The organism is Embleya sp. NPDC055664, assembly GCF_053618075.1.
In genome coordinates, this window is sequence record NZ_JBSHGZ010000011.1 from 186,075 (window position 1) to 212,173 (window position 26,099).

Below are 26,099 nucleotides of genomic sequence, written 5' to 3' on the forward strand. Positions count from 1 at the left end.
TCCGTCCCCACCGACGAGCCCGTCCGGAGCCCGAGTTCGGGCTCGGAGAGGTCGGTCAGCGGGTACCGGCCCAGCGGAGTCCGGCCGTGGCGAATCGCCTTGCGGCGGCGGCCGGTTCGTCCGCCTCGTGCGCGGCCCAGATGACGATGCCGTCGGGACGTACCAGCAGGCTCGGTCGGTCCGGGTCCGCGGTCGGGTCGGCGACATGCACGATCCGGTCGTCGAGCAGTCGGACCGCGTCCGCGAAGCGGCCGTCGGCGGTGCGGTCGATCAGGACGAAGCGGCCGTCGTGCGCGTAGTCGGCCAGGCGGCGGCCGGACGCCAGGGGGACGTCGCCCACGATGGACCCGACGGGCGCATTCGCGTCGTCCGCCACGTCGTAGTGCTGCATGATGCCCGAGGACAGGGCGACCATCCGGTTCGTCGCGCCCGGTACGGCGAACAGTTCGTCTCCGACGACCCCGCGCAGTTGCCGGGTGCGCTCGTCGCCGCGCATCAGGGCGACCTGGGCCCGGGTCCAGTCGAGCACCCAGTCGGCGATCGGGGCACGCTCCGCGTGATAGGTGTCCAGCAGTCCGGCCGGTGCCCGGCCCTGGATCGTCGCGGCCAGCTTCCAGCCCAGGTTCACCGCGTCGCCGAAGCCGAGGTTCAGGCCCTGCGCGCTGAACGGCGAGTGCACGTGGGCGGCGTCGCCGGCGAAGAACACCCGGCCGTGGCGGTACCGTTCGACCCGGCGGGCGTTGTCCGACCAGCGCGTCGCGCGGCCCTGTATCCCGTTCAGGGTCACGTTCGTCCCGGTGACCTCGCGCACCACCTCCTGGAGTTCGGCCAGGGTCACGGGTGCGTCGCGGTCCTCGGGCTGCGGGCCGAAGCGGGCGACGAGGATGCGGCCGGCGATCGGGCCGTAGGCGTAGACGCCGGTGGGCGTCCAGTTCCATCCGTGCGCCAGACCGGTCGCGTCGAAGTCGGCGATGGCCTGGTAGCCCACCAACTCCGGTTCGGTGCCGATGAATTCGACGCCCAGCTGCTTGCGGATCGCGCTGCGTCCGCCGTCGGCCGCGACGACCCATGCGGCGGTCCACTCGCCCGCGTCCGTGTCGACGATGACGGCACCGTCGCGGTCGCCGTCGCCAAGTACGTCGCCGCGCACGCCCCGAACCGTGACGCCCCGGTGGACCACGACGCCAAGCCGGGCGCAGCGCTCGGCGAGCAACAACTCCAGGTCGTACTGCGGCACCGCGATCCCGCCCGCCACCGCCGTGTGCGAGGCCAGCACCGGGTCCGCCTGGTCGACCAGGTCGTTGCGGAACATGATGCCCGCGAAGTGGCCCATCACCGGAAAGCGCGGGGCGCTGTCCTCGAACGCGCCGACCAGCCCGCGGGTGACGGCGGTGCCGCCGCCGGCGGTGAAGCGCCCCGCGGCGGCCATCCGGCGGCGCTGGATCTCCTCGGCCGCCGGCAGCAGGCCGCGCCGGTCGAGGATCTCGGCGCTGGCCACGTTGATCGAGCCGGACTTGATGGTCGCGTCCGGCTCGGCGAGGCGTTCGAGCACGGTCACCCGTACGCCCTGGACGGCCAGCTCGGTGGCGAGCAGGAGTCCGGTGGGCCCGGCGCCGACGACGATCACATCGCTCCGCTGCATGGTGCACCCCTTAGACTGAGTCCGTTGACTGACTCGGTAGCCTTACCCAGAACACTTACTGGGTAGATTGACTCAGTAGCCTTACCGAGTAAGCCTTACCCGGTAAATGTAACACGAGAGGTGGGCATGCCGAACCGAGGAGACCGAGGCGGCGCGAAAACACGCGCCCGGATCGCGGACGTCGCGACGCGGATGTTCCTGGAGCGGGGCTTCGACGAGGTCACGGTCGCCCAGGTCGCGACCGCGGCCGGGGTCTCGAAGGTGACGGTGTTCTCGCACTTCGAGCGCAAGGAGGACCTCCTGCTCGACCGGCTTCCCGCCGCGATGGACATCCTGCGCACCGCGATCCGCGAGCGCACCGAGGGCGTCGGGCCGGTACAGGCGTTCCGCACCCTCGCCGTCACCCTTGCGGAGCAGCGACGCGCCCTGACCGGACTGGGCGACGGCGTCGAGCCGGTGCTGCGGACGGTCGCCGGCTCCCCCGCTCTGCTGGCCCGGCTCCGCGAGTTCGAGCACGAGGTCGAGGCGGCGCTGGCGGACGACCTGCGCGAGGATCCGCGCTTCACGGGCAATGCGGACCTGGTCGCGGCTCTGATGGTCGCCGCCTACCGCACGGTCGCCGTGGACACCGCCCGACGCCGGCTCGCCGGCGACGATCGCGCCGAGATCGTCGCCGCGCACCTCGAACGACTCGACCAGGCGTTCGACGCGATCGAACACGGGATCACGCCCGGCTGACCCCGGCCGACGTCGGGTACTACAGCAGCAGCGCGATCGCTACCCGGCCCGCCGCGCCAGCAGATACCCGCGCCGGGTCTCGGCCTCCTGCGGATAGTGCGAGCGCTCCAGCTGTGCCTCCAGGGTGAAGCCGGCCGCGCTCAACTGCTCGACCACCGCCTCGATTTCGAGGTAGTGGAAGTCCACGTCGACCTCCCTCCCCCACCACTCCGCCAGGTGCCGCACCTCGACGCCCAGGTGGAACGCCAGGAGCAGCTGCGCCCCGGGACGCAACACGCGGTGCAACTCGACGAAGGCGGGCCGCAGTTCACCGGCATCGAGGTGGATGATCGAATAGAACGCGATCGCGGCGCCGAACTCGCCGTCGGGCGCGGGCAGATGCAGGAAGTCGCCCTCGCGGAACTCCGCCTTCGGGTGCTCGCGCTCGGCGATGGCCACCATGGCCGGCGAGAGGTCGATCCCGACCGCCCGCACACCGCGCTCGGCGAGCCATCCGGTGATGTGCCCGGGACCGCAACCCACGTCCGCTATCGGCGCGTCGGAATCACTCTGCTCGATCAGCGCGCTCAACAGCGCGCGATCCAGCGGCTTGTGGGCGAGTTCGTCGCCGATCCGCTCTCGATACTCCTGCGCCACGACGTCGTAGCTCCGCCGTACCCGACCGTGATCATTCGTAGGGGACATGCCCGTCAGCATTCCACGCCGGCGGAACCCCACGAACCGGTTTACCGGCCCACCACGCGCTCGTCACCGCCGGTGGGACGCGATGTCCCGGTGGCCCGGCCGGCCCCGCACCGACGCGATAATTCGGGTGGCCGGGACACACGTACCAAGGGGGAATCGTGACCGACGACGAGCACGGCGGCCCGCCCGCCACCGACCGCATCCCGACCCGACACGCGGCGCTGTTGTCCCGCCTGTTGCCCACCGACCCCCCGGCCGCGTTGACGGTACGTCAGGGCCAGTTCCACGACGTGGTGATGGGCGCGTCGCGGGTGGTCTGCTTCGCCCGCACCGAGGCCGCCGAACGGCGGCTGCCCCGGCGCGCCGCGCTGATCCGACTACTGGGCGGGTTGTCGCTCGGCGTACGCACTCCGCGGCTGCTCGGCACAGGCGTCGATCCGGGATACCTGCTGCTGGACCGGCTCCCGGGCGTTCCGCTCGCCCCGAACGCGGCCGTGCCCTCCGGCGCCGCCGCGCAGTACGCGGCCCTGCTCACCGCCCTGACCCGAGCCGCCGCGAATCCCGAAGTACGCGCGGCATTTCCGACCGACAAGACCGAAGTGCCCGCGCTCATCGACGAGTCCGCTTCCGCCGAAGCGCCCGGGCCCACCGCGTGGACCGTCTTCGCCGGCGACGTCCGCGCCGAGCTGTACCCCCTCATGCCGCCGACCGGCCGCAGCCGCGCCGACGCCGAACTCGCCGCCGTGCAGACCCTGTCCCCCGTGGTCTCCGCCCTGGTCCACGGCGACCTCGGCGGCGACAACCTGCTGTGGACGACCGTCGACGGCACGCCGCGGCTGAGCGGGGTCCTGGACTGGGACGAGGTCTCGCTCGGCGATCCGGCCGAGGACCTGGCCGCGATCGCCGCCACCCACGGCGACGCGCTCGTCGCCGACATCCTCGACCGAATGGGCCGGCGCGACGCCGCCACCCTGGCCCGAATCGCCGCGATCCGGGGCACGTTCGCGTTGCAGCAGGCGCTGTCCGCACTCCGCGACGGCGATCGTGCCGAATTGGCCGACGGATTGAGCGCGTATCGCTGACGCCCCACCGAGCCGCAACCGCCGCGAAACCACGCGATGGTGGGGACTGGAAGCACACGATCGCCGTTCGGGGTGGACGCACGCCGCAGTGATGCTTCCGCACTCGACTGTCGGCGACCGGTCGAGGTCTGTTGGGTTGATCCGGGCGCCGTCGAGCGTCCGCATCATGCGTCGCCCCCACCGCGCCTCGGCGTCGCGAGGCGGCGTCCCGGGGGCGACACAGGGGGTTCGCAAGCCGTGACCGAGACGACACCGCAGGTTTCCTCGACAACGCAGGCAACGCAGACGACGCAGACGACGCACGCGACGCAGAAACCGCACCCGGCGCAGTCACAGTCACCGCAAGCGGCGCACAAACGTCGCCCGAGCCAACGGACGCGCACGGCAGGCGCATCCGCACCCGCACCCACCCCGTACGAGCTGTCCGATCGCCCGGTGGTGGACGTACCGACCGTGCTGGCCGCCGAGTTCGCCCGACGCTGGCCGAGCAACGCGGACGGGATGCACGCGGTGCACCGCTACGCGCTGCTGCCCACGGGGAAGTTGCTGCGGCCCGCGCTGGTGATGTACGCGGCGCTGGCGGTGGGCGGCGAGGTCGAGCACGCGTTGCCCGCCGCGGTCGGCATGGAGTGCGTACACACCGGGAGCCTGGTCCACGACGACATCATCGATGCCGACGAGGAACGGCGCGGGCGGCCGGCGGTACACCGGGCGTACGGCCCCGAGCGGGCCATCATCGCGGGCAGCAGCCTGTACTTCATCTGGTTCCGCACCCTCGCCGAGTGTGCCCGCAACGGGGTGTCGCCCGAGCGGATCGCACGGGCCATGGCGGCCCAGGCCGAGGGCGGATACGCGATGTGCCAGGGCGTGTTCGACGAGTTGGGCTTCGCCGGGGACCTGGACTGCCCGGTCGAGGACTATCTCACCATGGCCGGCGGCAAGACCGGGGCACTCCTGGCCACGTCGTGCCGGGTGGGGGCGATCCTGGGCGGCGGGGACGACGCGGCGGTGGAGGCGTTGAACGCGTTCGGGCGCCACGTCGGCCTTGCCTTCCAGATCCGCGACGACCTGCTCCCCTACGCCGACGCGTCGGCCGCGGCGATGGGCAAGCCCGCCGACAGCGACGTGTGCAACCACCGGCCGACCCTTCCGGTACTGCTCGCCCACGAGCGCGGCACCCTCGACCAGCGCGCCGCGATCCGACACGCGCTGCTGCACGAGCGCAACCCGGAGATCGCGCTGAGCCGCATGCGCACGCTGGTCGAGGCGACCGGCGCGGCGGCCGACGCGCGGGCACTCGCCGAAAGCTACGAACAAAGCGCCCGGGACGCGATCTCCTGGCTTCCGGTCAACCCGTACACGGAGGTATTGCGCCGCTGGTCCCGGCGCGACCCGACGCCGTCCACCGACGGCTGACCCCGTCCCGCGCACCGTGCGCGTCTGCTTCGCGTCGCTGCGTCACCGAAAGTCCGCCCCGGCATGGCGAAAGCGGAGTCGCGAACGCCCCTTCCCGGGTAGGTTGTACGGCGCCGGCCGGGGTACGGACCGGCCCGAACAGGGCAATCGGGCGCACATCGCCCGAACTACCGTGATCGGCGCGGGAGTCGAAAGGTTGACCTACGTGACGAACCGGCCCGAGCCGACAGCGCACCCGATCGCCGGCGCGCCGAGGCGACCACCGGTCGCGGATCCGGGCGGCGGTCCGGACCCGAGCCGACTGCGGTCGCGGACCCGGGTCCTGATCCGGGTCGCCGACGACCGGCCGTCCGTGCGCGAGCGCCTGGCCGCGCTGATCGGCGCGTGCGGCGACATGGAGGTGATGGTCGACGGCGACGGGCGCGCACCGCACGTGGTGTTGGCGGACGGGCGCGCACTCGACCCGGACGGCGGCCCCGAGGGCCCCGCCGACGTGCTCGCCCGGCATCCGGGCGCCGCGCTGCTCGTGGTGTCCGCCGCCGTCTCCGATCCGGCCGCGCCCACCGGCGGGTTCGGCCGCCTGGCCGAGGACGCGAGCGGCGAGCAGATCGCGACCGCGATCCGGGACGCCGCACGCGGGCGGGCCGCGATCGACCCGGCGACCGTGGGACGCCCACGCCGGCGCACCGGGCACCCGGATCGGCTCACCGATCGGGAGGTGGAGGTGTTGTGCCTGATCGCGTCCGGCCTGAACAACGCGGAGATCGCCGCAACCCTGCGGATCGGCGCGGCGACGGTCAAGACGCACATCAACAACACGTTCGCCAAGATCAACGCCCGCAACCGCGTCGACGCGGTGCACTACGTCGACCGCCAGGGCCTGTCGCGCGGCTGAGCCGGGCCGAAGGGCCGGCGGCGCGGCGGGGCAGCGGGCGACGACGGCGGGCCGACGGCGGCGCCTGCCGGAGTCCGGCGCCTATGCGGCCAGCGGCGCGAACACCGGCGACTCCGGCCGATCCGGGTCGTCGGCCACCGCGAGCAGGGGCGAGGTGATCACGAAGTCGGCGGTAGCCCGGTTGCAGGCCACCGGGATGTCCGCGAGCACCGCGAGGCGCAGCAGCGCCCGTACGTCGGGCTCGTGCGGCTGGGGGCTGAGCGGGTCCCAGAAGAACACCAGCAGGTCCACGTCGCCCTCCGCGATCCGCGAGCCGATCTGCTGGTCGCCGCCCAGGGGGCCGCTGCGGAACCGGATGATCTCCAGGTCGAGTTCGTCCGCGAGGATGCCGCCGGTGGTTCCGGTCGCGTACAGGCGGTGCCGGGTCAGCGTCTCGCGGTGGGTCCGGGCCCAGGCGAGCATTTCCGGCTTGCAGCGGTCGTGCGCCACCAGGGCGATGCCGCGCTCGCGGGGCTCCTGGGGGTCGTGGGGCTTCGGGTCGAGCAGGTCGTTCGGTCGGGTCACAGGCATCTCCGAGTTGTCGGTGTTTCGCATGCCCTCAGTGTGACCGGCCCGTGTTGCGGCGGTATGGCCGCGACATGACGACCACGAGAAGTCGCATGGATCATGCGTCGAGGGCGTCGACGCACTCCCGACGCGACCAAAACGGACCCAAGCCTCACAGAGCGACTGAACGTCGCATATGCCTCACTCGTCTGACGCACTTCCGTTGCTCGCACCGCCGCAACGACTTCGGAAATCGCCTGCGCGCCTGCCGTTTCGCCGGCCAGGATGGATGGGCGGCGCCGGGGCGGGTGGGGCGCGTACCGGCCGCCGGGGGAAGGCGGCCGCGTGCGTCGCGGCGGCGGGGGCGGGGCCCGCGGTCGGTGGGAGCGCGGGATCGCGAGGTGCGCGACGAAGGGGCCCGACGGCCCGTTCCGTACGCGCACGGGACGGCTTCGGCCGGGGGTTGGGGGCGACGATGAACGACGCGGTGATCGTGCTGCCGGGGATGATGGGCAGCGAACTGGTGGAGGTGTCCACCGGGCGAACCCTGTGGGGGCCCACCGACGCGAGTTGGTACGCCGGGGCCTGGACCACCGGCGGCGCACTGGACACACTGGCCGTCACCGACGCGGAACGCTCCGGGCGCGTGGGGCGGATCCGCGCCACCCGGCTGCTGCACACCCCCGCGTGGGCTCCGCTGCTGTGCGGCTTCGAGCCGTACACCGAACTGGTCCTGGCGCTGCGCCGAGCCGCCGCCGATCCGGCCGCGGTGCACGAATTCCCGTACGACTGGCGCCTGCCCGTCGACTACAACGCCGGTCTGTTGGCGATCGCCGCGTACGAACACCTGCGCCGCTGGCGCCGCCACCCGCTGGGCGGCAGGGACGCGCGCCTGGTGCTCGTGGCCCACTCGACGGGCGGTCTGGTCGCCCGCTACTTCACCGAAGTACTGGGCGACGCCGCCGAGTTGCGCGCGCTGGTCACGCTGGGTACCCCGTTCCTGGGCGCGGCGAAGGCGCTGCACGTGCTCGGCGGCGCGCCCGCCGACCCCGGGAGCCGGTCCGCCTCACGGCCGTCCGCGGCGCAGTTGCCCGAGGCTCGGCTGCGCCGATTCGCGGCGACCGCGCCCGGGCTGTACGACCTGCTGCCGTCGTACCGCTGCCTGGACGAGGGGTCCGCGGTCCGGCGGCCGACCGCCGCCGACGTCGCGGCGGTCGGCGGCGACGAGCGCCTGGCCGAGGACGCCTTCGCCCGGCGCGAACGCCTGCTCGGTACCGGGTCCTGGGACACGCTGTGGCCGGTGGTCGGCGTCGAGCAGCCGACCGTACAGTCCCTGGTGATCCGCGACGGGGTGGTCCGGCCGCGCTTCGTGACCTGCGCGAGCGACGGAGACGGCGGGATCGTGCGGGCCGACCGGCGCGGGGACGACACGGTGTGCCGCCGAGTGGCGGCGCCGGCCGCGCTCAAACCGTTCGCCGTGGTCCAGACGCATGGCGCGCTGGCCCGCTCCCGCGAGGCGATCGGGTACGTGTGCGCGGTCCTGCGCCAGGAGGACCCGGCGCCCGAACGCGTCGGGGACGTCGTCCCGTTGACCCTGGACGTCGCGGACTCGGTGGCGGCCGGCCGCACCCTCGACATCGTCCTGGACGGGGTCGCCGACCCGACGGCGATCGGCGTGCGCGTGGTCGACGTGGCCACCGGCGTCGCGCTGCCCCGGGCCCTGCCGGTGGCCCGCGACGGCCGGGTGACGATCCGCCAGATCCTGCCCGTCGAGGGCCTGTTCCGGGTCCTGGCCAGGACGGGCGAGCAGGCCCCGGTCAGCCGACTCGTCCTGGCCACCGACCCCGGCGCCGCCTTCGACCCGACCGACCCGGAGTAGGCACGAGGGCGCCTCGACGGCGCGACCCCTCAGTCCCGCGAGGGCGGCGCGATCTGCGAAGTCTGCGCGGCCCGCCCGGCCCGCACCGGAGCCTCGGCGGGGTCGCGCGGAAGCGGCGACTCCCCGGCGGCGACCACGACCACCGCCGACCCACATCGCCGCGTGCGCCCCCGCGAACTCGCCGATCAGCGCCGCCGCCACCGCCCCGATCGCCACCGCTCCGGTGAGCAGGCAGCGGAAGGTGGCATTCATCCGGCCGAGCAGCGCGTCGGGGGTCAGCCGCTGCCGCAGACTCACCCCGAGCACGTTGTCCACGCCCATCCGAGCCGTGCACAGGAACCACCCGACGCCCGCGACCACCAGCCACGGCCCACGATCGAGCAGGGGGAGCACCAGCGCGGCCGGCGCCAGGCACAGGCCGGCCATACCCATCGTGCGGCCGTAGCCGAACCGGTGCGAGATCGGCCGGGCGGACCGCGCGCCGATCAGGACGCCCACCCCGCCGATCGCCAGGAACAACCCCAACGCACCGGAGGGGAGGTCGAGTTCGCGGACGAAGACCACCGGGAGCAGCACGGTGACCAGTTGGGAGCCGAAGTTGGTCAACGCCGCCGTGCACATCAGCGCGCGCAGTTCCCGACCGCGCCACACGTGCCGCAGCCCCTCGCCGATCTCGTCGCGCAACCGGCGGGCGGGGCCGGCGCCGGCGGCCGGGGCGCAGTCGGTCCGGATCCGGGCCGGCCCCAGGCCGGACGCGAGGTAGCCGACGACGGTGGACACCACCGCGAACGGCGCCGCGACCGCCTGGACCAGGAAGCCGCCCGCGCCGCGCCCTGCGATATTGGCAGTGGCCATCAGGCTGACGATGGCGGCGTTGGCCGGCACCAGCGCCTCGCGGCCGACCAGGTGCGGGACGAAGCTCTGCGAGCCGACGTCGAAGAAGACCGTCGCGCACCCGTTGAGCAGGACCACCGCGTACAGCTGGGGCAGGGTCAGTACGTCCAGCCACCAGGCGAGTGGGATCGAGCCGATCAGAGCGGCGCGGACCAGGTCGGCGACCATCATCACCCGGCGCCGCCGCATGCGGTCCACCCAGGCGCCGGCGGGCAGGCCGATCAGCAGGAAGGCCACCGTGCCGAGCGCGGCCAAGGCGCCGACCTGGCCGGGGCTCGCGTCCAGGGCCTCGACGGCGATCAGCGGGATGGCGACGTAGCCGATGTTGGTGCCCAGTTCGCTGAGCGCCGCCGCGGTGAACAGCGTGCGGAAGCCGGCGATCCGCCAGGGGGAGTGTGCATGGCTCATGCCGGGAGCCTGCCTGGCGCTCGCGTGTTTCCTGGCCCCGCCGCCGACCACCCCGCTGACCTCGCTGGAAGTCGAACTGGCGGCGCTGCGCGCGACGCCCCCGGAACTGCTGCGCACGCCCTCGGCGATCACGCCGGAACGCGTGGCCGAGATCCGCGCCGACCCGGATCGTGAGCCGGCCCGGCTGGCGGAGACCATCCAGGCGTACTGGGATGTGGCGCTCGCGCCGTACTGGCCGCGCATCCTCGCCTTCCTGGAGGGCGACATCCTCTTCCGGGCCGGCCGACTCGTCGAGGGCGGCGCGCGCGGCCTGTTCAACGACCTGGACCCGCAGGTCGCCTGGGACGGGCACGCTGCAGGTGCAGACCCGGTTTTGTCGCGATCGACGCACGCTCGGCGGCCGGGGGCTGCTGCTCGTGCCGTCGGCATTCGTCTGGCCGCGCGTATTCTCCGTGTTGGACGGGCACTGGCAGCCCACGCTGCGCTATCCGCCGCGCGGCATCGGCACCCTGTGGTCGGCCGCGCCGGCGCCCACGGCCGTGCCCGACGCGCTCGCCGGCGTCCTGGGCCGCTCCCGCGCCACGCTGGTGGCCGAACTCACCACACCGGCCTCGACCACGGACCTGGCCCGGCGTACCGGGCTGACCCCGGGCGGCGTCTCACAACACCTGTCCGCACTGCGTGCGGCGGGCCTGGTCGGCGCCCATCGAGCCGGCCGCGTGGTGCTGTACGCCCGCACCCGGGCGGCGGAGACACTGCCGGCGGCGGCGGGTTGGGGGTAGGGCCGGTCCGATGAAGCGATCCTCGTCGTCCACGAGGGCGGCGTGGTGCATGTCCTGCCGATGTGGACTATCCGTCGTGTGCTTCGAGTGCGGTCGCCGGCGTCTGCCGGGTGGCCGCCCACGACGCCAGGAGCGCCAGATTGTCGGCGGTCGGTGTGCCCGCGGGTGCGGTGTAGACGTTGAGGTGCAGGCCGGGTTCGGCGGGTAGTTCCAGGGACTCGACGTCCAGGTCGAGCCGGCCCACGATCGGATGGCGCACCCGCTTGCGTCCGGACCGGTGCAGCCGCACGTCCTGGGATGCCCACCGCTGCCGGAACAGCTCGCTGCGCGTCGACAGTTCACCGACCAGGGCGATCAGTTTCCCGTCGTGCGGATTGCGGCCGGCTTCCATGCGCAGCTTCGCGGCCACGACACCGGCGATGTGGTCGTAGTCGACGAAGAAATCCTTGGCCGCCTCGGGGTGCAGATACACGAACCGCGCCGTGTTGGCGGGCCGTCGCGGGTCGGCCGGCATCGGTGAATACAGTGCGCGAGCGAGTGGATTCATGGCGAGTACGTCGAAATTTCCGTTGCCGATCCAGGCCGGCGCGGCGGAGATCGCGTCGAGCACCTGGTGCAGTGTCGAGCGCACCGTCGCGGCAGGCCCGCGCCGGCGTGGGCCGCCGGGTGCCCCGGATCGGCGCGCGAGGTGGAACAGGTGGTCGCGCTCGGCCTCGTCGAGTTGCAGGGCGGAGGCCAACGCGTCGAGCACACCATCGGAGACACCGGCGAGGCCGCCGCGCTCCATGCGCACGTAGTAGTCGACCGATACCCCCGCCAGCAGCGCCACCTCCTCGCGACGCAGACCCTTGACCCGACGATTGCCGCCGTAGGCGGGCAGGCCCGCCTGCTCGGGCGCGATGCGCGCGCGACGCGAGCTGAGAAACTCCCGGATATCGGTGCGTGGATCCATCGTGGCCATCCCCTCACCGTAAGCCCGTCCCGCCGCCTAAGGGGTACCGGACGCGGTCGTCGCGACGCCGCCGTCCACCGGGATGACGGCGCCCGTGAGGTAGGACCCGGCCCGGCCGGCGAGAAACACGGCGATACCCGCCATGTCGTCGTCGCGACCGATCCGGCGCAGAGGGGTCGCCGCCGCGATCGTGTCGCCGATGGCATCGAGCGTGGACGCCATCATTCGCGACGGGAACACTCCCGGTGCCACCGCGTTCACCGTGACGTGCTGTGGGCCCAATTCCCTGGCGAGCACTCTGGTGAGTTGATGGAGTGCCGCTTTGCTGCCGGCGTACGAGTAGTTGGGCGCCTGGGCGACGTGGATGGCGGCGATACTGCCGATGTTGATGATCCGCGCGGGATCATCGGCGGTGGCCGCCCTGCGAAGAGCGGGGAGCAGCGCCTGCACCAGCCGGAACGGCGCCTTGAGGTTGAGGTCGATCACCGCGTCCCAGCCCTCGTCCGGGAATGTCGCCAGTGGCTCGCGCCACATCGCTCCCGCGTTGTTGACAAGAATGTCCAGGCATTCCGAGTCGGCCATGACAAGGTCGGCAAGGCGCTGACACTCGTCGCGCCTGGACAGGTCGGCGGGAATTGCTCGAACGTCGCCGAATTCGGACAGGAGATGTTGTGCCTCCGCGCACGCGTCCGCCTTGCGTGAGCTGATGACGACGCGGGCGCCCGCCTGGAGAAGGCCGCGCGCGATCATCATCCCGATGCCCTTGGTACCGCCCGTGACAAGAGCGTACTTCCCACTCAGATCGAAAAGTTCTCGATGAGTGGTGAATCGGTTGTCCGCCATTGGTCTCCGTCCATTCCGTCGTGGAAAAATGCGCCGACGCGATCGCGCATCGGGGGCACCCGAATCGAACTGTCGGGGGCAAACCCGCAGTGCGTACCCATGGAGTGTTGTCGGCGCTTTCGACTCGACCAGGCTGACAGGCGTTCGGGACGTCTGGGAGATCCTGATGACACAGGTACCGTGAGAGCCCCCCTTGCCGGTGGTTCGCGGAGCCACGGGTCGAGACCGAGTCGGAGGAAGCGCTGCGATGCACGAGCCGGGGGACGCCGCCGTGGTGGTGGAAGGCGGAAGTTCGGGCGAGGGGTCGCACCGGCCCTCGGAGGAGGCGTCGCGCGAGTTCGTCGAGGACATCGTCGTCGTCCACGAGGGCGGCGGCGTGGTGCACTTCCTGTTGATCACGTACGCCCCCGGCGATTCGGGCAATGCCGCGGGGTACGTCTTCCGGCGCCCCGTCGGCAGCGACGAGCCGGCCGCGAACATCCTGGCGACCAACGACACGCTCCGCGAACTGTGGTGCTCACCGCAGGGGCATGTGTGGGCGACGAGCAGCACCGGTCTGGTCTGGACGAGCGCACCCGTTGCCTGGACGGACACCATGCCGCCGGACCTGGAGTTCGATGCGCCCGAAGGCGGGGTGACCTGGCGCCACACCGCGCTGCCCGCGCAGGCGCACAACGACGGTCGGCCGAACCCCGCGGCCGTGTGGGGGACTTCGGACGACGACGTCCACATCGCCACCTTCGGCGGCGTGCTCTACCACTGGAACGGCGCCGACTGGTCGCAGTTCCACTCCGGGATCGGCGCACCGATCGGCGCCGTCCGCGGTCGCGCGGCGAACGACGTCTACGCCGCCGGCCACAACGGCACCCTGCTGCACTTCGACGGCACCGCTTGGACACGGATCGCCGATCCGGACGGCCCCGACACGACCGACCTGCTTACGGGCATCGCCTTCGACGCCGGCGGCGACGTGTACGTCACCGGCAGATCGCGCGGCGGCCGCATACTCCGCGGATCCGCGCGACGCGGCTTCACGGTGGCCGCACGCGACCGGGTCGCCGCCCTCGGCGCGGCGTTCGTCGAGGGACGGTTGTTCTGTGCCGCGGGGAAGGGCGGCGTGGTGGAACTGACCGCCCAGGGCCCGAAGACGCTGCGCGACGACATCGCCGCCTGGTCGATCGCCGAGGGCGAGGGCCGCGTCTACGTGACGGAGACACCGGGAGAGGCCGCGTACTCCGAACTCGACCTCGCCACCGGGCAATGGCACCGCCGCTACTACTGACCACCGTCCCGTGCGGCACGACCATGTCGTGACCGCCGGGCAGGTGGGACGCACCGGCGTTCGACGCCGTGCCCGCCGGGGTCGGCGTACCACGCCCGGTCCGGGTCGGGCGTACTCCTCCTCGGTGGTTCGCTCGCAACATTGGCCGGCGGTTCACTCAGTGGATCCGACGCTGTCCGGACCTTCCCCGGCGTGTCACGCTCGGAACTGCTCGCGGTGCGTGCCGAACCACATACGCACCGCGAGCAAGGCATCCGAAAGCGAAAGGAACTCCCGTGAGATTTCCATCGTTTCGCCGTGACGCGACCGCCTCGCGGCGTAGCGCGTGCACGTTACCCCGCCTGGCGGGCCTGGCGGTCGCCGTCGGGTTGATCGCCGGGTTCCAGCCGGCCGTGGCGGCGTCGGCCGCGACCTCGGCCGATCCCGTCACCGTCGCGGTTCCCGCCGGCCCGAACTCGGCGGCGACCACCAAGGCCGCCGCGGCCCTGGGTGTACCGGGCGGCGGGGTCGCCCTCGCGAAGCAGGCGGACAACGTCCTCACCGCCGTGTTCATCGACACCGACGGCGCCCTCAACGTCGCGTGGGAGGTGAACAACGGCGCCTGGAACGCACCCGTCAGGATCAGCGACACGGTGGGCGTACCAGGTGGCGGGGTCGCCCTGTCGAGGCAAAACGCCGGCAAGTTCACCGCCGCGTTCATCGACAAGTGGGGCAGGCTGAACGTGGCCTGGCTCGAGAACGGCAAACCCTGGAGCGCACCCCAGCCCATCAGCGACCCGATCGCCAAGCCGGGCGGATCCGTCGCCCTGGCCCAGCACTTCGACCGCGAACTGACCGCCGCCTTCGTCGACACCCAAGGCGCGCTCCGCATCTCCACGGCCGTGGGCAACGACTGGTGGACCTACCCGACCGCGATCAGCGGCTCGGTCGGCGTCTCGGGTTCCCCGGTCGCGCTGGCCCGCTTCGGCAACTCGATGTACGCCGGAATCATCGACACCTCCGGAAGGCTCGACATCGCCTTCCAGTCGTACTTCGGGGCGGCGTGGACCTCGCCGTTCGGGGTCGGCAACCCGGTGACCGTCCCGGGCGGGGGCGTGGCCCTCGCGCAGCAGAACGACAACACGTTGACGGCCTCGATCCCCGGGTACGGATCGACCTGGGTGGCGTGGATCAACAACGGTGGCCGCTGGAACGGGCCCGTCGACATCGGCGGGTGGGGCGCCGCGCCCGGCGCCGGAGTCGCGATGTCCAAGCAGACCGGTGACATCCTGGTCTCGGTCGCCGTCGACCGATGGGGTGTCTTCACCGTCGCCTGGGTCGTGGACGGGGCCGCCTGGCACTCGCCCGTCCAGGTCGGTGGCGTCCTGGCCCCGAACGGCGCCCGCGTCGCGGTGGCCAAACAGGACAACACCATCCTCACCGCGGCGTTCCTCGGCAACGACGGCAAGCTGAACGTCTCCTGGGTCGAGGACACCGGCGGTTGGCGAGGACCCGTACCGATCAACTGACCATCGACCTCGCACCGTGACGCGAACCGTCATACGACAGCCGAGCCCCCGACGACGCAACGCCTGTCGTCGGGGGCTCGGTGCCTGCCTACCCCCTGTCGGGCCAGCTTCGCATCGCCAGTTCCGCGACCCGTTCCAGTCTTTCGCGGGGGACGCCGTCGACGGCCTGGGTGGACATGCCCTGGACGACGGCCGCGTAGTAGGTGGCGAGGTCGTCCGGGTCGGTGTCGGCGGGCAGTCGGCCGGCCGCCACGTCGGCGGCGATCCTGCGGCGGAACGCCGCCTTGGACGCCTCGCGCAGCGCGCGTAGTTCGGCCTTGACCTCCTCGGCCGCCGCGGTGCAGTTGACCGCCGCCGTGATCACCATGCAGCCGGGCGGGTGGCCGGGCTCGGTGTAGGCCTCGGCCAGCGCGTACAACATGCGCTCCATCCCCCGGCGGGCGTCCGGCTCGGCGTCGAGCACCCGGCCGGCGACCGCGCCGTAGGTGACGCCGTAGCGCTGGATCGCCTCGCTGAACAGGGTGCGTTTGTCGCCGAAGGCCGCGTACAGGCTGGGCGGCTTGATGCCCATCGCGGTGGTCAGCCCGGACACCGAGGTCGCCTCGTAGCCGTGCTGCCAGAACTCGATGACCGCGCGATCCAGCGCGGCTTCGCGGTCGAAGCCACGCGGGCGGCCTTGGGTACCGGACATGCGAACCATTCTATAGCGCTCGCTATGGAAGGGGGAATCTCTGCTACGGTGGAATCTGTAGCGATCGCTACGAAACTCGTTCGCGGATCTTCTCCGGGGAGCTTTCATGTCCATCGCCACCGCCGGCACCACCACCACGGCTCGCGCCGCCGCCCTGCCCGTGCCGACCTACGCCCGTACCGTGCGCGGCTCGGGCCCCGGCCTGCTGCTCGCACACGGCGCCGGTGGCGGTGTGGCCGCCAACTACGGGCCGATCCTGGACGGGCTCGCGGCCGAACACCGCGTGGTCGGCGTCGACTTCCCCGGCTCGGGCGAGACGCCGCGCTCGACCGGGCCGCTCGACCTGGACGAACTCGCCGACCAACTGGTCGCCGCCGGTGTCGCCGAGGGCCTGGAGACCTTCGCGGTGTCCGGCTACTCGCTCGGCGGCGCGGTCGCCGTCCGGGCCGCGACCCGGCACCCCGAGCGGGTCACCTCGCTGATCCTGACCTCGGCCTTCGCGCACGCCGACGCCCGCCTCCGGTTGGCCGCGCGGGTCTGGCGCGGGCTGTACGAGTCGGGCGACCGGGCCACGTTCGCCGCCTTCCTGACCCCGTTCGCGCTCGGCCCGGCCGCCCTCGACACGCTCTCCCCCGAGGACTTGGCGGGCGTACTGCGGATGACGGCGGACACCCCACCGCTCGGGACGCCCGAGCACACCGAACTGGTCGAGCGTGTCGACGTGCGCGCCGACCTGGCCACCATCGAGGTCCCGACGCTGGTGGTGTCCACCACCGGCGACCGCCTCGTCGAGCCGAACCATCACCGCGCCGTCGCGGCCGGCCTGCGCAACGTCCGCGTGGTCGAACTCGACTCGGGTCACCTGCCGTTCGCGGAGCGTCCGGCGCAGTGGCTGGCGGCGATCGTCGGCTTCCTGGGCAACGTCGAGGGCGACGAGGCTCGATAGCGGGCGGCGGCTTCGGGTTCCGGACGCTTTCACGCCTCCGGGAACGGCGCGGCCCACTCCTCGTCCGGCAGCCGCAGCGCGTTGGCCACATAGGCGATCGTGCGGTACCAGCCGGCCAGGACCAGCACCTCCACGATCTGCCGATCCTCGAACCGGGCCCGGAGTTCGGCCCAGGTGCCGTCGGTGAGGTCGGCACCGTCGTGCAACTCGTCGACCACACGCACCAGGATCGCCTGGCGCGGTGTCCAGGCCGCCTCGTCGTCGACGACGGTGGCCCGGAGCTGACGCGGAGTCAGGCCGACCCGCTCCGCGAACACCTCGGCGTGCACGCCCCATTCGTACGAACAGCCGGCCCGGGCGCACACCCGCTGCACCACGGTCTCCCGCTCGACGGCGGGCAACGTACCGTGCCCGAGCAGCCCCGAACCGAGCACCCGCATCCGCGAGGCCAGGTCGGGGTGATGCTCCAGAACCCGGAACAGGGCGAGGGGTTCACGGTCTCCGGCGGCGCCCATCCAGCGAGCCAGGGACGCTTCGGTGTCGGGGGCGTAGGGCGGGGACAACGGCGTGATCCGCGACATGGGCGTGCTCCTTTATCGGCCGGGACGGCCGCTCGGGCGCGTGGGCGACGGCCGCTCGTGCGCCTCGGTGGCCGGCCACTCGGGTGCTTCGCTTTCAAAAGCACTATGCTGCTTTTGAAAGCGAAGCACAAGGAGGTGGCCGTGGACCGACACGACGAGGCGGGCATCCCGCGTCCCGGAAGCCCGGTACGCGGGTCGACCACGGGCCGGGCCCCGATGGCCGCGCTCGACCTGCTCGGCCGGCGCTGGATCCTGCGCCTGATCTGGGAGTTGAGCCGGGAACCCGCCGGTTTCCGCGCCCTGCAACGCCGGTGCGACGACATGTCCTCCAGCGTGCTCAACAACCGCCTGCGGGATTTGGTGGAGGCCCGGATCGCCGCCCAGGACCCGACCGGCCGCTACACCCTCACCCCCACCGGCACCCGACTCGTCACCGCCCTGGACCCGCTGCGGGAGTGGTCGGCGGAGTGGGCGAGCGAACTGGACAAGGACAAGGACAAAAACAGGGACAAGGGCTGACGCGCGTCACCACCCGCCCTCGAAGAAGGCCGCGAGCGCCGGCTTGGGGTCGGCCGTGGTGCCCACGTTCGCCATCACCACCACGAGCACGACCAGCACCGACGCCACCGCGAGCACCCCGAACCACCCCAGCAGGCGCCGGGTGCGCCGATCGGCGGCCTCGGTCGCGGCGAACCGCCGCCACACCACCACGGCGAGCCCGATCAGCACGACCGCCACGAGCCCGGCCACCACGGCCAGCGCCGCGTGGTAGCGGGCGAAGTCGTCGATCATCAGGTCGAGGGCGGGTGGGGTGCGCTCGCCCTTGCCCGAGGGGGCGTCCAGCGCTTCTCGCACCTGACGGAGTGTGTCGCCCGTTTCGCCCTCGGCCGCGCCGCTCGGCAGCAGCGTCAACAGCGACGAGAACGGCGCCACCGCACCCTGGATGTTGGCCATCACCGTCGCCAACGCGCCCGCCCCGAGCATCGTGACGAACACGCCCGCCGACACGAGGCCGGCCCGGCGTCCCGTACCGAGATCGCGTGCCCGCAGGAACGCCCGCCACACGAGCATGCCGAGCGCGACGACCACGACCAGCAGGATCGCGGCGATCACCGCCTTGACGACGTGGAATCGGAACCAGTAGTCGACCGCTCGGTCCATGCCCGGGGTGAAGTCCCGCCGACCGGCGCGCCAGTATTCGACGAACGCCGTGCGAAAGGATGCGGCGAGGTTGTCCTGATCGACGGAGCCCTCGCCGGCGATGTGCTCGGCCAGGATGGGCGGGACGACGAACAGGGCGGCGATCAGGGCCACTACGGCGCCGACGAGGAGGGCGAGCGGGCGCGCGGGGATGCCCGCGAATCGCGACGGGACCGCGGGACGCTGCCGCCGCCGGCCCGGGAGGTGAGGCGTTGCTGTCATGCCGACCACGCTTCCGCAGCGGCGCCGCGCGGTCACCGGAGCAGGCCGGACACCCGGGGGTAGGGCAGGCCACACCCCCGGGACGAATCGGGCGCGGCGGTCGAGGCGTCGCCCCGGGCTCAGCCCTTGAGATACGTGAGTACGGCGAGCACCCGGCGATGGCGGGCGTCGTCGTCGGCCGGCAGGCCGAGTTTGGCGAAGATGTTGCCGATGTGCTTCTCCACCGCGCTGGCGGAGATCACCAGCCGCCGGGCGAGCGCCGTGTTCGAGCAGCCTTCGGCCATCAGCGCCAGGATCTCGCGTTCGCGGGCGGTCAGCGCGCTCACGCCGCCGTCCCGCCGACGCGCGGCCAGCAGTTGGGCGACGACCTGCGGATCGAGCACCGTGGCGCCGTGCGCGACCCGCTCCAGCGCGTCGAGGAATTCCTCGACCCTGGCCACCCGGTCCTTGAGGAGGTAGCCGACCGAACCCGAGCCGTCCGCGAGCAGGTCGCCCGCGTAGGACGCCTCCACGTACTGACTGAGCATCAGCATCGGTGCGCCGGGCACGTACGAGCGGGCGCTGATCGCCGCGCGCAGGCCCTCGTCGGTGTGCGTCGGCGGCATCCGTACGTCGACGATCGACACGTCCGGCCGGTGTTCGAGCACCGCCGCGACCAGGGCGGGCCCGTCGCCGACCGCGGCCACCACCCGGTGACCGTCCTCGACGAGCAGGCGGACCAGGCCCTCGCGCAGCAGTACCGAGTCGTCGGCCACCACGATCCGCAGCGGGCGGCGCTCGGCACGGTCCGGCGCCTGGTCCGACGCCTGGCCCGGCGCCGTGTCCGGGGTCAGTCGCATGGCACTACGGCGGTGATCGTCGTCGGGCCGCCGGCCGGGCTGTCCACCCGCAACCGCCCGCCGACGGCGAGCAACCGCTCCGCCAGGCCGCGCAGTCCGTGTCCCTTGGCCAGGGCCGCGCCGCCGATGCCGTCGTCGGTCACCCACACGGTCAAGTCGCCCCCGTCGTGCCGTAGTCCGAGTACGCACCGGTGTGCGTGGCTGTGTTTGGCCACGTTGGTCAGGGCCTCGGCCACGACGAAGTACGCGGCCGTCTCGACACCGGCGTCGAGTCGCCGGTGCGGCGCCACGATGTCCAGGTCGGCCGGGACCGTGGACAGCGCGGCCAAGGCGGCGAGCGCGTCGGGCAGGCCGCGGTCGACCAGGATCGGCGGGGCGATGCCGCGCGAGAGGGCGCGCAGCTCGTCCAGCGCCTCCTGGGCGTGGGCCATCGCGTCGGCGAGGGCCGCGCGGGCGGTCTCCGGCCTGCGGTGGAGATGGTGCTCGGCCCGGCCCAGTTCCATGGCCAGGCGGACCAAGCGCTGCTGCGGGCCGTCGTGGATGTCCCGTTCGAGCCGGCGCAGCGCGCTCGCCTCGGCCGTGACGGCGGCGACGGTCTGTGCGCAGGCGGTGTCGCGTTCCTGTTCGAGGCCGCGGATGCGGCGGTGCAGTGCGGAGGCGTCGGAGAGCAGCGCCTGACCCAGGCCGGTCTGGGCGGTGGTGAAGGCGCGGGTGACCAGCGGCAGGGTGCACAGAAGCAGCAGGCCGACCGTGGTCCCGAAGGCGACCCGATCGACCGGCGAGAGCAAACCGAGGCTCACGGTGACGTGCGATTGCTCGCCGCCGGCGTTCAGGGACAACGGCCGCAGCGGCTCGGACGCCGCGTACTCGTAGCGCAGCGCACAGGTGACACAGGCCACCCCGACGAACCACCACAGCGCGGTCACCAGCGCCGTGACCAGGGTGATGGGGAACAACACCACGGCGTGGGCGGCATCCAGCCACGGCCCGGGCCCGGATCCGGCGCCGGACGCGGTCGCCGCCGGCTCGGCACGCGCGGCCCCGGGACCGGCGGCACGCACCTTGGCGATCCGCCACCGCTCCAGATCGGCACACCACCTCGCGGGCGCGAGCGCACGAGCCACGAGCGGCGCGCCACCGGGCAGGACGAGCCCGAGCGCCGCGAAGAACACCCCGCCCAGCGCGGCGAACAGCCCGGCCACGGCCGGCAGCGGCGCGGTCAACAGGTAGACCGACTGCACGAGCGTGCGCCGCCCCACCCGCACCGGCACCCCGACCCCCGGCCACGATCGTCCCCGGACGGCGGCGGAGAGCGATTTGGTCATGCCCCAAAGCTAATGCAGCGCCGCGCTGATCCTTGGGGGTTCATGCGCCGCCCTGATTCGGGTTCAGCGCGGCACCGCACCGGTGCCGCGCCGCGCCCAAGCCCCACAAGCCGCCCGTTCCAGGTAGACCAGCGCCGTCACCGTCGTATGGGCCGGCCCGAATCCGTGCTCCGCGCAGTCGCGGTCCATCCAGTCGCCACACCGAAACCGGGCCCGCTTCTCCAGCGAACAAAACGCCACCTCCCACGCGGACGACAGCCGATCCACCAGCAACAACCCCCGCTCGGCGCCGGCATCGGTCCCGGGCGAGCGAGGGCACAGCGCGGTCCGCGCGCCGGCGGGGTGGTTGATGTAGTCGTACTCCCGCCCGATCCGCCCCAGATCCGACACCCGCACGACCACCACACTCGGCCGCGCGTGATCCCCGACGCTCTCCACGAGGAACACCTCCACCGCGAACTCGGCCGACCCCGAATGCCGCACGGCGTTGGTGGCCAGTTCGGTGACGATGAGCCGGATGTCGTACGAGATCGCCTCCGGCACCTCGGCCTTCGCCAACGCCCGCCCGACGACGCGGCGAGCCTCGCCGACGCTGCGCTCGGTGGCGGGGTAGGCCCAGCGCGACTGGGCGGTGAGCAGGCGTGTGGGGACAACGGTCGTCATGGTCCGGCTCCCGAGCTTTGGCGATCAGTGCTCATGACGGTAGAAAACCGACATGCCCGGAACCAGACATGCTGCGTGCCGGTTTCGGTGGGGCCGGCGCCGAGCCACCGCGTTACGCGGTAGTCATCCGGTTACACCGAGGTGATCGGCCAATTCGCGCATGTCGGTGGTCAGGGTGCGCTTGTGCTTTTTCAGGATCAGTCGGACCACATCTCGAGCCAGGCTCTGGTGACGAACCCATTCCGGCGCGGCCTGCAGGACGGTCCGCATCTCGGTCATCGCCTCGCCGAATTCGCCGACGTGCGCCTGCGCCAGGGCAATATCCAGGCGGTGTCGGTTCTGCGTGTTCGGGCTCGGAGGCGGACCGGTGATCGGCTTCGGGGTGTGCTCGACGCCCCGGAGCAGTCCGCGGTGGTCGCCGACGACCGCGAAGTCCTCAAGGGTTTTCAGGTGGGCCGTGACCGGGCCGAACGATCCCCAGTGCACGCTGCGGTCGGTGTGCTCGACGCCGACGGCGGTCGCCGCAGTGCCGGCCATGCGGCGGGCCTCCCGGGCGACATCGCGGTTGTTGTTGCGCACGGCCGCCGCGGCGACTCGCTGGAGCAGTTCGCCCCACACCGCGATCGCGCCCGCAGTGGCCCTCGACAGGCGCGGCTCGATGCCGTCGGCCGTCTCCGCCGCCAGGTGTTCGCACTCGTCGAAGCGACCCTGGCGCAGCAGCAGCCAGCACAGACCCCCCACACCGGTGGCCGCGAGGTGTGCCCGACCCATGGCCCGGGCATCGCGGATGCTCTCCGAGAACGCGTGGTAGGCGAGGTCGTATTGGCGAACCTGGGTGAGGTACTTCCCGGCCGCGTGCAGCGCCGCCACCCGCACCTCGCCGACGCCCTCGGGGCCCTCGGCGGAGGGCACCGCCCGCAGGATCGCGGGGAGTTCGTCCGCCATCGACTCGTACCGGTCGGCCTGATACATCTCGTGGGCCCGATCGATCCGGGCCCGGGTGGCGGCAAGGCGCTGCGGGGTGAGTTCGGCGGAGTCGGCGCGGTCGACCAGGCCGACCGGTGGCGTGAGTGCCTGGCGCAGCGCGATCAGCTGGATGCGGGAGCCCACTTCGTCGCGCACGGGTTTGGGCACCGACGGCGCGAAGAGCGCCGACGTGGGCAGATCCAGCGCTCGCGCGAGCACGTGCAGCCTGGCGATCCGAACGTCGCCGCCCTGTTCGACCTTGGCGACCGTCGACACGCCCAGGCCCGCCGCCTCCGCCAGTTGCTCCTGGCTGAGCCCGGCCACCCGTCGATACCGCCGGACGTTGTCCCCGAGTCCGCTCACCGCGTACCTCTCACCCTGGGAGGTGGCACTCACCCATGCCGATCCCAAGCTAGCGCGGCAATGGCCCGTTCGGGATCGGGAAAGCGCGGCGGCCACCCGGTGGGTGTCAGTCGAGGTTGTGCAGCACGACGTCGCTGATCCGGCCCGCCTCGGCCGTCAGCGTCATGTACGTGTGATGCGGTTGGCGGCGGCGGTCGGTCGGGGAGCCCGGATTGAGCAGCCGCAGCCCCGTGTCCGTGACCGTGTCCCACGGGATGTGGCTGTGTCCGAACACGAGGACGTCCGTGTCGGGATACCGCGCCGCGCACCGGCGTTCGCGGCCCTCGGCCGGGCCCGTCTCGTGGACGACGGCAAAGCGGACGCCGGCGAGTTCGACCCGGGCCACCTCCGGCAGCCGCGCCCGCAGGTCCGCGCCGTCGTTGTTGCCGTAGACCCCGACCACCCGATGCGAGGACGCCTCGAACAGGTCGAGCACATCGGCGTCGACCCAATCCCCCGCGTGGATCACCACATCGGCGACCGCCGCCTCGATCAGCACCTGCTCCGGAACGGCCTTGGCACGACGGGCGACATGGGTGTCGGACACCAGCAGAACGCGCATGCCCACCACGGTACGACTCCGACGCCGCGTCCGGGACGAACCCGACCCTCGTCCGGTCAGGGAGCCGCTTCCGGTCGAGGGGCCGGCTTCGGGGCCCGCCAGGCGGGATTCCTGCGGATGCCGACCTGTTCCAGTTCGAGCGTGTCGCCGGTTTCGGTGCGGAGTTCGACGTGGACCGGCACGCCCGTTTCGTGGTCGACGTAGTGCAGCGGCGCCGTGCCGTCCTGGAGGTGCCGGTCGCCCCACTGCATCAGGGCCACGATCACCGGGAACAGTTCGCGGCCCATGTCGGTGAGCACGTATTCGTCGCGCGTACGACCGCCGTCCTCCCGATACGGGCGCTTGGCGAGCAGGCCGGCCTCGGTCAGGCGCCGCAACTGCTGGGCAGCGGCGCGGTCGGTGATCCCGATGCGGTCGGCGAAGCCGCTGAACCGGGTCGTGCCGTAGCAGGCCTCGCGCAGGATCAGCAGCGCGGAGCGGGTTCCGACCACCTCCAGCGCCTTGACCAGCGAGCAGTGATCGGTCTTCCACGCGCCTAGATCGGCGAGCGCACCCTCCATGACAACCGGCATGAGCCCATCGTACCCACCCCGACTATCACCTTGTATAGCCAGACTCGGGCTACCTATACTCCAGGAAAGTCAGCCCTCGCCGCGCACTCCCGAGCGGACGGCGCAGCGCTGCGCTGCCCTCGACCGGACCATCCGACCCGCATCACAGGGGGATCCCCATGGCCTCCCAGGCCACGCAAGCCGCGCCGGACGCCGACGAACGGCGGCAAGTCCCCGGTGGACCAACGGCCATCACGTTCGTCGTGTGTTCCGCGGCGTTCATGGCGATGCTCGACGTGTTCGTGGTCAACGTCGCCTTCGCCGACATCGGCGCCGAATTCGGTGCACCTCTCGCGGACCTGAGCTGGGTCCTCAACGCCTACGCCATCGTCTACGCGGCGCTGCTGATCCCGGCCGGCCGGCTCGCCGACCGGTACGGCCGCAAACCGGCGTTCCTCGCCGGACTGGCCCTGTTCACCGTGGCGAGCGCCGCCTGTTCCGCCGCCCCCCAGTTGTGGTGGCTGGTGTTCTTCCGCGGGCTCCAGGCGGTCGGCGCGGCGGTACTGACCCCGGCGAGCCTCGGGCTCCTGCTCACCGCGCTGCCGCCGGACCGCCGGGCCAAGGCGGTCGGAATCTGGGCCACCACCAGCTCGTTCGCGGCGGCGGTCGGTCCCGTCGTCGGCGGCGGCCTGGTGGAGCTGTCCTGGCGGTGGGTGTTCCTGATCAACATCCCGGTCGGAGTGGCGGCGTTCGTGGCAGCCCGCCGGGTGCTCCCCGACCTGCGCGAGACCTCGGCCGTACGCATGCCGGACCCGCTCGGCACGGCCGCGCTGATCGTCGCCTTCGGCGCGCTGTCCCTGGGCCTGGTCAAGGGCCAGGGCTGGGCGTGGACCGGCACGGCGACCATCGGTACCTTCACCGTCGCGGCCGTCGGTATCGCGATCTTCGTCGGGCGGATCCTCACCCACCCGGAACCGGCCGTGGATCCGGCCCTGTTCCGCACCTCGACGTTCGTGTGGGCCAACATCACGGTGTTGACGTTCTGTACGGCCTTCGGCGCGGTCTTCCCGTCCGTGGTGTTGTGGCTGGAGGGTCCCGGCGGCTACTCGACCCTGGTCACCGGCCTGGCCATCGCGCCGGGCCCGCTGATGGTGCCGCTGTTCGCGGTCGTCGGCCGACGGCTGGCCGCGCGGGTGCCGATCGGCGTGCTGGTGGCGGCGGGCAACGTGCTGTTCGCCGGCGGCGCCCTGTTGTTGGCCGCCGGCGCGTCCGCCGATCCCCGGTACGTGACGCAGATCCTGCCGGGATGGCTGGTCATCGGCGTCGGTATCGGCCTGGCCATGCCCCTCATGCTCTCCCGCGCCACCGCCCGGCTGCCCGGCGACCAGGCCGCCACCGGCAGTGCCGTGGTCAACGCCGGCCGCCAACTCGGGTACGTGCTCGGCGTCGCCATCCTGGTCGCCGTCCTCGGCACGACCGGCACCGCACCCGATCCGACCGACGCCTTCCGACACGCCTGGTGGTTCATCGCCGCCACCGCCGCCGGCTCCGCCGCCACCGCCCTCGGCATCACCGGCCGCACCCGGAGCTGATCACCGTG

The 26,099-nt window shown here is 72.3% G+C and carries 25 protein-coding genes and 1 pseudogene; 11 read left to right on the forward strand and 15 right to left on the reverse strand.

Features of this window, described 5'->3' with window-relative positions; all coding sequences use genetic code 11:
- Positions 1 to 55: 55 nt before the first annotated feature.
- The gene (locus tag ACWGR4_RS20805) at positions 56 to 1,642 is read right to left on the reverse strand and encodes an FAD-dependent oxidoreductase (protein ID WP_452128666.1); all 1,587 of its coding nucleotides are present in this window, start codon (positions 1,640 to 1,642) and stop codon (positions 56 to 58) included.
- Positions 1,643 to 1,768: 126 nt separating this feature from the next.
- Between ACWGR4_RS20805 and ACWGR4_RS20810 the strand changes: the two genes are divergently transcribed.
- The gene (locus tag ACWGR4_RS20810) at positions 1,769 to 2,380 is read left to right on the forward strand and encodes a TetR/AcrR family transcriptional regulator (protein ID WP_452128667.1); all 612 of its coding nucleotides are present in this window, start codon (positions 1,769 to 1,771) and stop codon (positions 2,378 to 2,380) included.
- A 39-nt stretch (positions 2,381 to 2,419) separates the two neighbouring features.
- On the opposite strand, the gene ACWGR4_RS20815 is transcribed toward ACWGR4_RS20810, so the two are convergent.
- Positions 2,420 to 3,064, reverse strand: a complete 645-nt coding sequence (locus ACWGR4_RS20815) for a class I SAM-dependent methyltransferase (RefSeq protein WP_452128668.1) — start codon at positions 3,062 to 3,064, stop codon at positions 2,420 to 2,422.
- 158 nt (positions 3,065 to 3,222) lie between these two features.
- Between ACWGR4_RS20815 and ACWGR4_RS20820 the strand changes: the two genes are divergently transcribed.
- The 3 genes from ACWGR4_RS20820 to ACWGR4_RS20830 all read left to right on the forward strand — a co-directional run bounded on the left by ACWGR4_RS20820 (position 3,223) and on the right by ACWGR4_RS20830 (position 6,457).
- Positions 3,223 to 4,146, forward strand: a complete 924-nt coding sequence (locus tag ACWGR4_RS20820) for a phosphotransferase family protein (protein ID WP_452128669.1) — start codon at positions 3,223 to 3,225, stop codon at positions 4,144 to 4,146.
- Positions 4,147 to 4,581: 435 nt separating this feature from the next.
- Positions 4,582 to 5,562, forward strand: a complete 981-nt coding sequence (locus ACWGR4_RS20825) for a polyprenyl synthetase family protein (protein ID WP_380004075.1) — start codon at positions 4,582 to 4,584, stop codon at positions 5,560 to 5,562.
- Between the two features lie 205 nt (positions 5,563 to 5,767).
- The gene (locus ACWGR4_RS20830; protein ID WP_452128670.1) at positions 5,768 to 6,457 is read left to right on the forward strand and encodes a response regulator transcription factor; all 690 of its coding nucleotides are present in this window, start codon (positions 5,768 to 5,770) and stop codon (positions 6,455 to 6,457) included.
- Between the two features lie 81 nt (positions 6,458 to 6,538).
- Here the strand turns inward: ACWGR4_RS20830 and ACWGR4_RS20835 are convergent, their stop codons facing one another.
- On the reverse strand, positions 6,539 to 7,051 hold the full coding sequence (locus tag ACWGR4_RS20835) for a methylglyoxal synthase (protein WP_380004073.1): 513 nt from the start codon (positions 7,049 to 7,051) through the stop codon (positions 6,539 to 6,541).
- Between the two features lie 427 nt (positions 7,052 to 7,478).
- Between ACWGR4_RS20835 and ACWGR4_RS20840 the strand changes: the two genes are divergently transcribed.
- Complete coding sequence (locus ACWGR4_RS20840) at positions 7,479 to 8,882, forward strand: lipase family alpha/beta hydrolase (RefSeq protein WP_452128671.1); 1,404 nt, start codon at positions 7,479 to 7,481, stop codon at positions 8,880 to 8,882.
- Between the two features lie 207 nt (positions 8,883 to 9,089).
- Here ACWGR4_RS20840 and ACWGR4_RS20845 read toward each other — a convergent pair.
- Positions 9,090 to 10,613 (reverse strand): annotated as a pseudogene (locus tag ACWGR4_RS20845) (MFS transporter); the annotation flags it as partial.
- Here ACWGR4_RS20845 and ACWGR4_RS20850 point away from each other — a divergent pair.
- Positions 10,544 to 10,966: an ArsR family transcriptional regulator gene (locus tag ACWGR4_RS20850; RefSeq protein ID WP_452128672.1), complete on the forward strand. Its 423-nt coding sequence runs from the start codon at positions 10,544 to 10,546 to the stop codon at positions 10,964 to 10,966. The pseudogene ACWGR4_RS20845 and the gene ACWGR4_RS20850 overlap by 70 nt on opposite strands.
- 67 nt (positions 10,967 to 11,033) lie before the next feature.
- Here ACWGR4_RS20850 and ACWGR4_RS20855 read toward each other — a convergent pair whose 3' ends face one another.
- Together ACWGR4_RS20855 and ACWGR4_RS20860 are read right to left on the reverse strand one after the other, a co-directional pair.
- Positions 11,034 to 11,918, reverse strand: coding sequence for a helix-turn-helix transcriptional regulator (locus ACWGR4_RS20855; RefSeq protein ID WP_452128702.1), 885 nt, complete (start codon positions 11,916 to 11,918; stop codon positions 11,034 to 11,036).
- A 36-nt stretch (positions 11,919 to 11,954) separates the two neighbouring features.
- Complete coding sequence (locus ACWGR4_RS20860) at positions 11,955 to 12,761, reverse strand: SDR family oxidoreductase (RefSeq protein WP_380004069.1); 807 nt, start codon at positions 12,759 to 12,761, stop codon at positions 11,955 to 11,957.
- A 247-nt stretch (positions 12,762 to 13,008) separates the two neighbouring features.
- Between ACWGR4_RS20860 and ACWGR4_RS20865 the strand changes: the two genes are divergently transcribed.
- Both ACWGR4_RS20865 and ACWGR4_RS20870 read left to right on the forward strand, forming a co-directional pair.
- Positions 13,009 to 14,043, forward strand: coding sequence for a WD40/YVTN/BNR-like repeat-containing protein (locus ACWGR4_RS20865; RefSeq protein WP_380004068.1), 1,035 nt, complete (start codon positions 13,009 to 13,011; stop codon positions 14,041 to 14,043).
- A gap of 275 nt (positions 14,044 to 14,318) precedes the next feature.
- Positions 14,319 to 15,551: a hypothetical protein gene (locus ACWGR4_RS20870; protein WP_380004067.1), complete on the forward strand. Its 1,233-nt coding sequence runs from the start codon at positions 14,319 to 14,321 to the stop codon at positions 15,549 to 15,551.
- Between the two features lie 88 nt (positions 15,552 to 15,639).
- Here ACWGR4_RS20870 and ACWGR4_RS20875 read toward each other — a convergent pair whose 3' ends face one another.
- Entirely contained in the window at positions 15,640 to 16,242 is a 603-nt protein-coding gene (locus ACWGR4_RS20875) for a TetR/AcrR family transcriptional regulator (protein ID WP_380004065.1), read from the reverse strand.
- A 106-nt stretch (positions 16,243 to 16,348) separates the two neighbouring features.
- Between ACWGR4_RS20875 and ACWGR4_RS20880 the strand changes: the two genes are divergently transcribed.
- A complete protein-coding gene (locus ACWGR4_RS20880) occupies positions 16,349 to 17,188 on the forward strand; it encodes an alpha/beta fold hydrolase (protein WP_380004064.1) in 840 nt (279 codons plus the stop codon).
- A gap of 29 nt (positions 17,189 to 17,217) precedes the next feature.
- Here ACWGR4_RS20880 and ACWGR4_RS20885 read toward each other — a convergent pair whose 3' ends face one another.
- Positions 17,218 to 17,769 (reverse strand): carboxymuconolactone decarboxylase family protein, encoded by a 552-nt coding sequence (locus tag ACWGR4_RS20885; protein WP_452128673.1) that lies wholly within the window; start codon positions 17,767 to 17,769, stop codon positions 17,218 to 17,220.
- 141 nt (positions 17,770 to 17,910) lie between these two features.
- Here ACWGR4_RS20885 and ACWGR4_RS20890 point away from each other — a divergent pair, with 141 nt between their 5' ends.
- Entirely contained in the window at positions 17,911 to 18,288 is a 378-nt protein-coding gene (locus tag ACWGR4_RS20890; RefSeq protein ID WP_452128674.1) for a winged helix-turn-helix transcriptional regulator, read from the forward strand.
- 6 nt (positions 18,289 to 18,294) lie between these two features.
- On the opposite strand, the gene ACWGR4_RS20895 is transcribed toward ACWGR4_RS20890, so the two are convergent.
- The 7 genes from ACWGR4_RS20895 to ACWGR4_RS20925 form a co-directional block, all read right to left on the reverse strand.
- Positions 18,295 to 19,191: a hypothetical protein gene (locus tag ACWGR4_RS20895; protein ID WP_452128675.1), complete on the reverse strand. Its 897-nt coding sequence runs from the start codon at positions 19,189 to 19,191 to the stop codon at positions 18,295 to 18,297.
- Between the two features lie 119 nt (positions 19,192 to 19,310).
- A complete protein-coding gene (locus ACWGR4_RS20900; RefSeq protein WP_452128703.1) occupies positions 19,311 to 19,958 on the reverse strand; it encodes a LuxR C-terminal-related transcriptional regulator in 648 nt (215 codons plus the stop codon).
- A gap of 62 nt (positions 19,959 to 20,020) precedes the next feature.
- Positions 20,021 to 21,355 carry a sensor domain-containing protein gene (locus tag ACWGR4_RS20905; RefSeq protein WP_452128676.1) on the reverse strand — a complete coding sequence of 445 codons (1,335 nt, stop codon included), beginning with the start codon at positions 21,353 to 21,355 and terminating at the stop codon, positions 20,021 to 20,023.
- 63 nt (positions 21,356 to 21,418) lie between these two features.
- Positions 21,419 to 22,018 (reverse strand): ATP-binding protein, encoded by a 600-nt coding sequence (locus ACWGR4_RS20910; RefSeq protein WP_452128677.1) that lies wholly within the window; start codon positions 22,016 to 22,018, stop codon positions 21,419 to 21,421.
- 123 nt (positions 22,019 to 22,141) lie between these two features.
- Positions 22,142 to 23,380 carry a helix-turn-helix domain-containing protein gene (locus ACWGR4_RS20915; RefSeq protein ID WP_452128678.1) on the reverse strand — a complete coding sequence of 413 codons (1,239 nt, stop codon included), beginning with the start codon at positions 23,378 to 23,380 and terminating at the stop codon, positions 22,142 to 22,144.
- A gap of 73 nt (positions 23,381 to 23,453) precedes the next feature.
- Complete coding sequence (locus ACWGR4_RS20920) at positions 23,454 to 23,948, reverse strand: metallophosphoesterase family protein (RefSeq protein WP_452128679.1); 495 nt, start codon at positions 23,946 to 23,948, stop codon at positions 23,454 to 23,456.
- 56 nt (positions 23,949 to 24,004) lie between these two features.
- Entirely contained in the window at positions 24,005 to 24,520 is a 516-nt protein-coding gene (locus tag ACWGR4_RS20925) for a winged helix-turn-helix transcriptional regulator (RefSeq protein WP_452128680.1), read from the reverse strand.
- 158 nt (positions 24,521 to 24,678) lie between these two features.
- On the opposite strand from ACWGR4_RS20925, the gene ACWGR4_RS20930 reads away from it, so the two are divergent.
- On the forward strand, positions 24,679 to 26,091 hold the full coding sequence (locus ACWGR4_RS20930; protein ID WP_452128681.1) for an MFS transporter: 1,413 nt from the start codon (positions 24,679 to 24,681) through the stop codon (positions 26,089 to 26,091).
- Positions 26,092 to 26,099 lie beyond the last annotated feature (8 nt).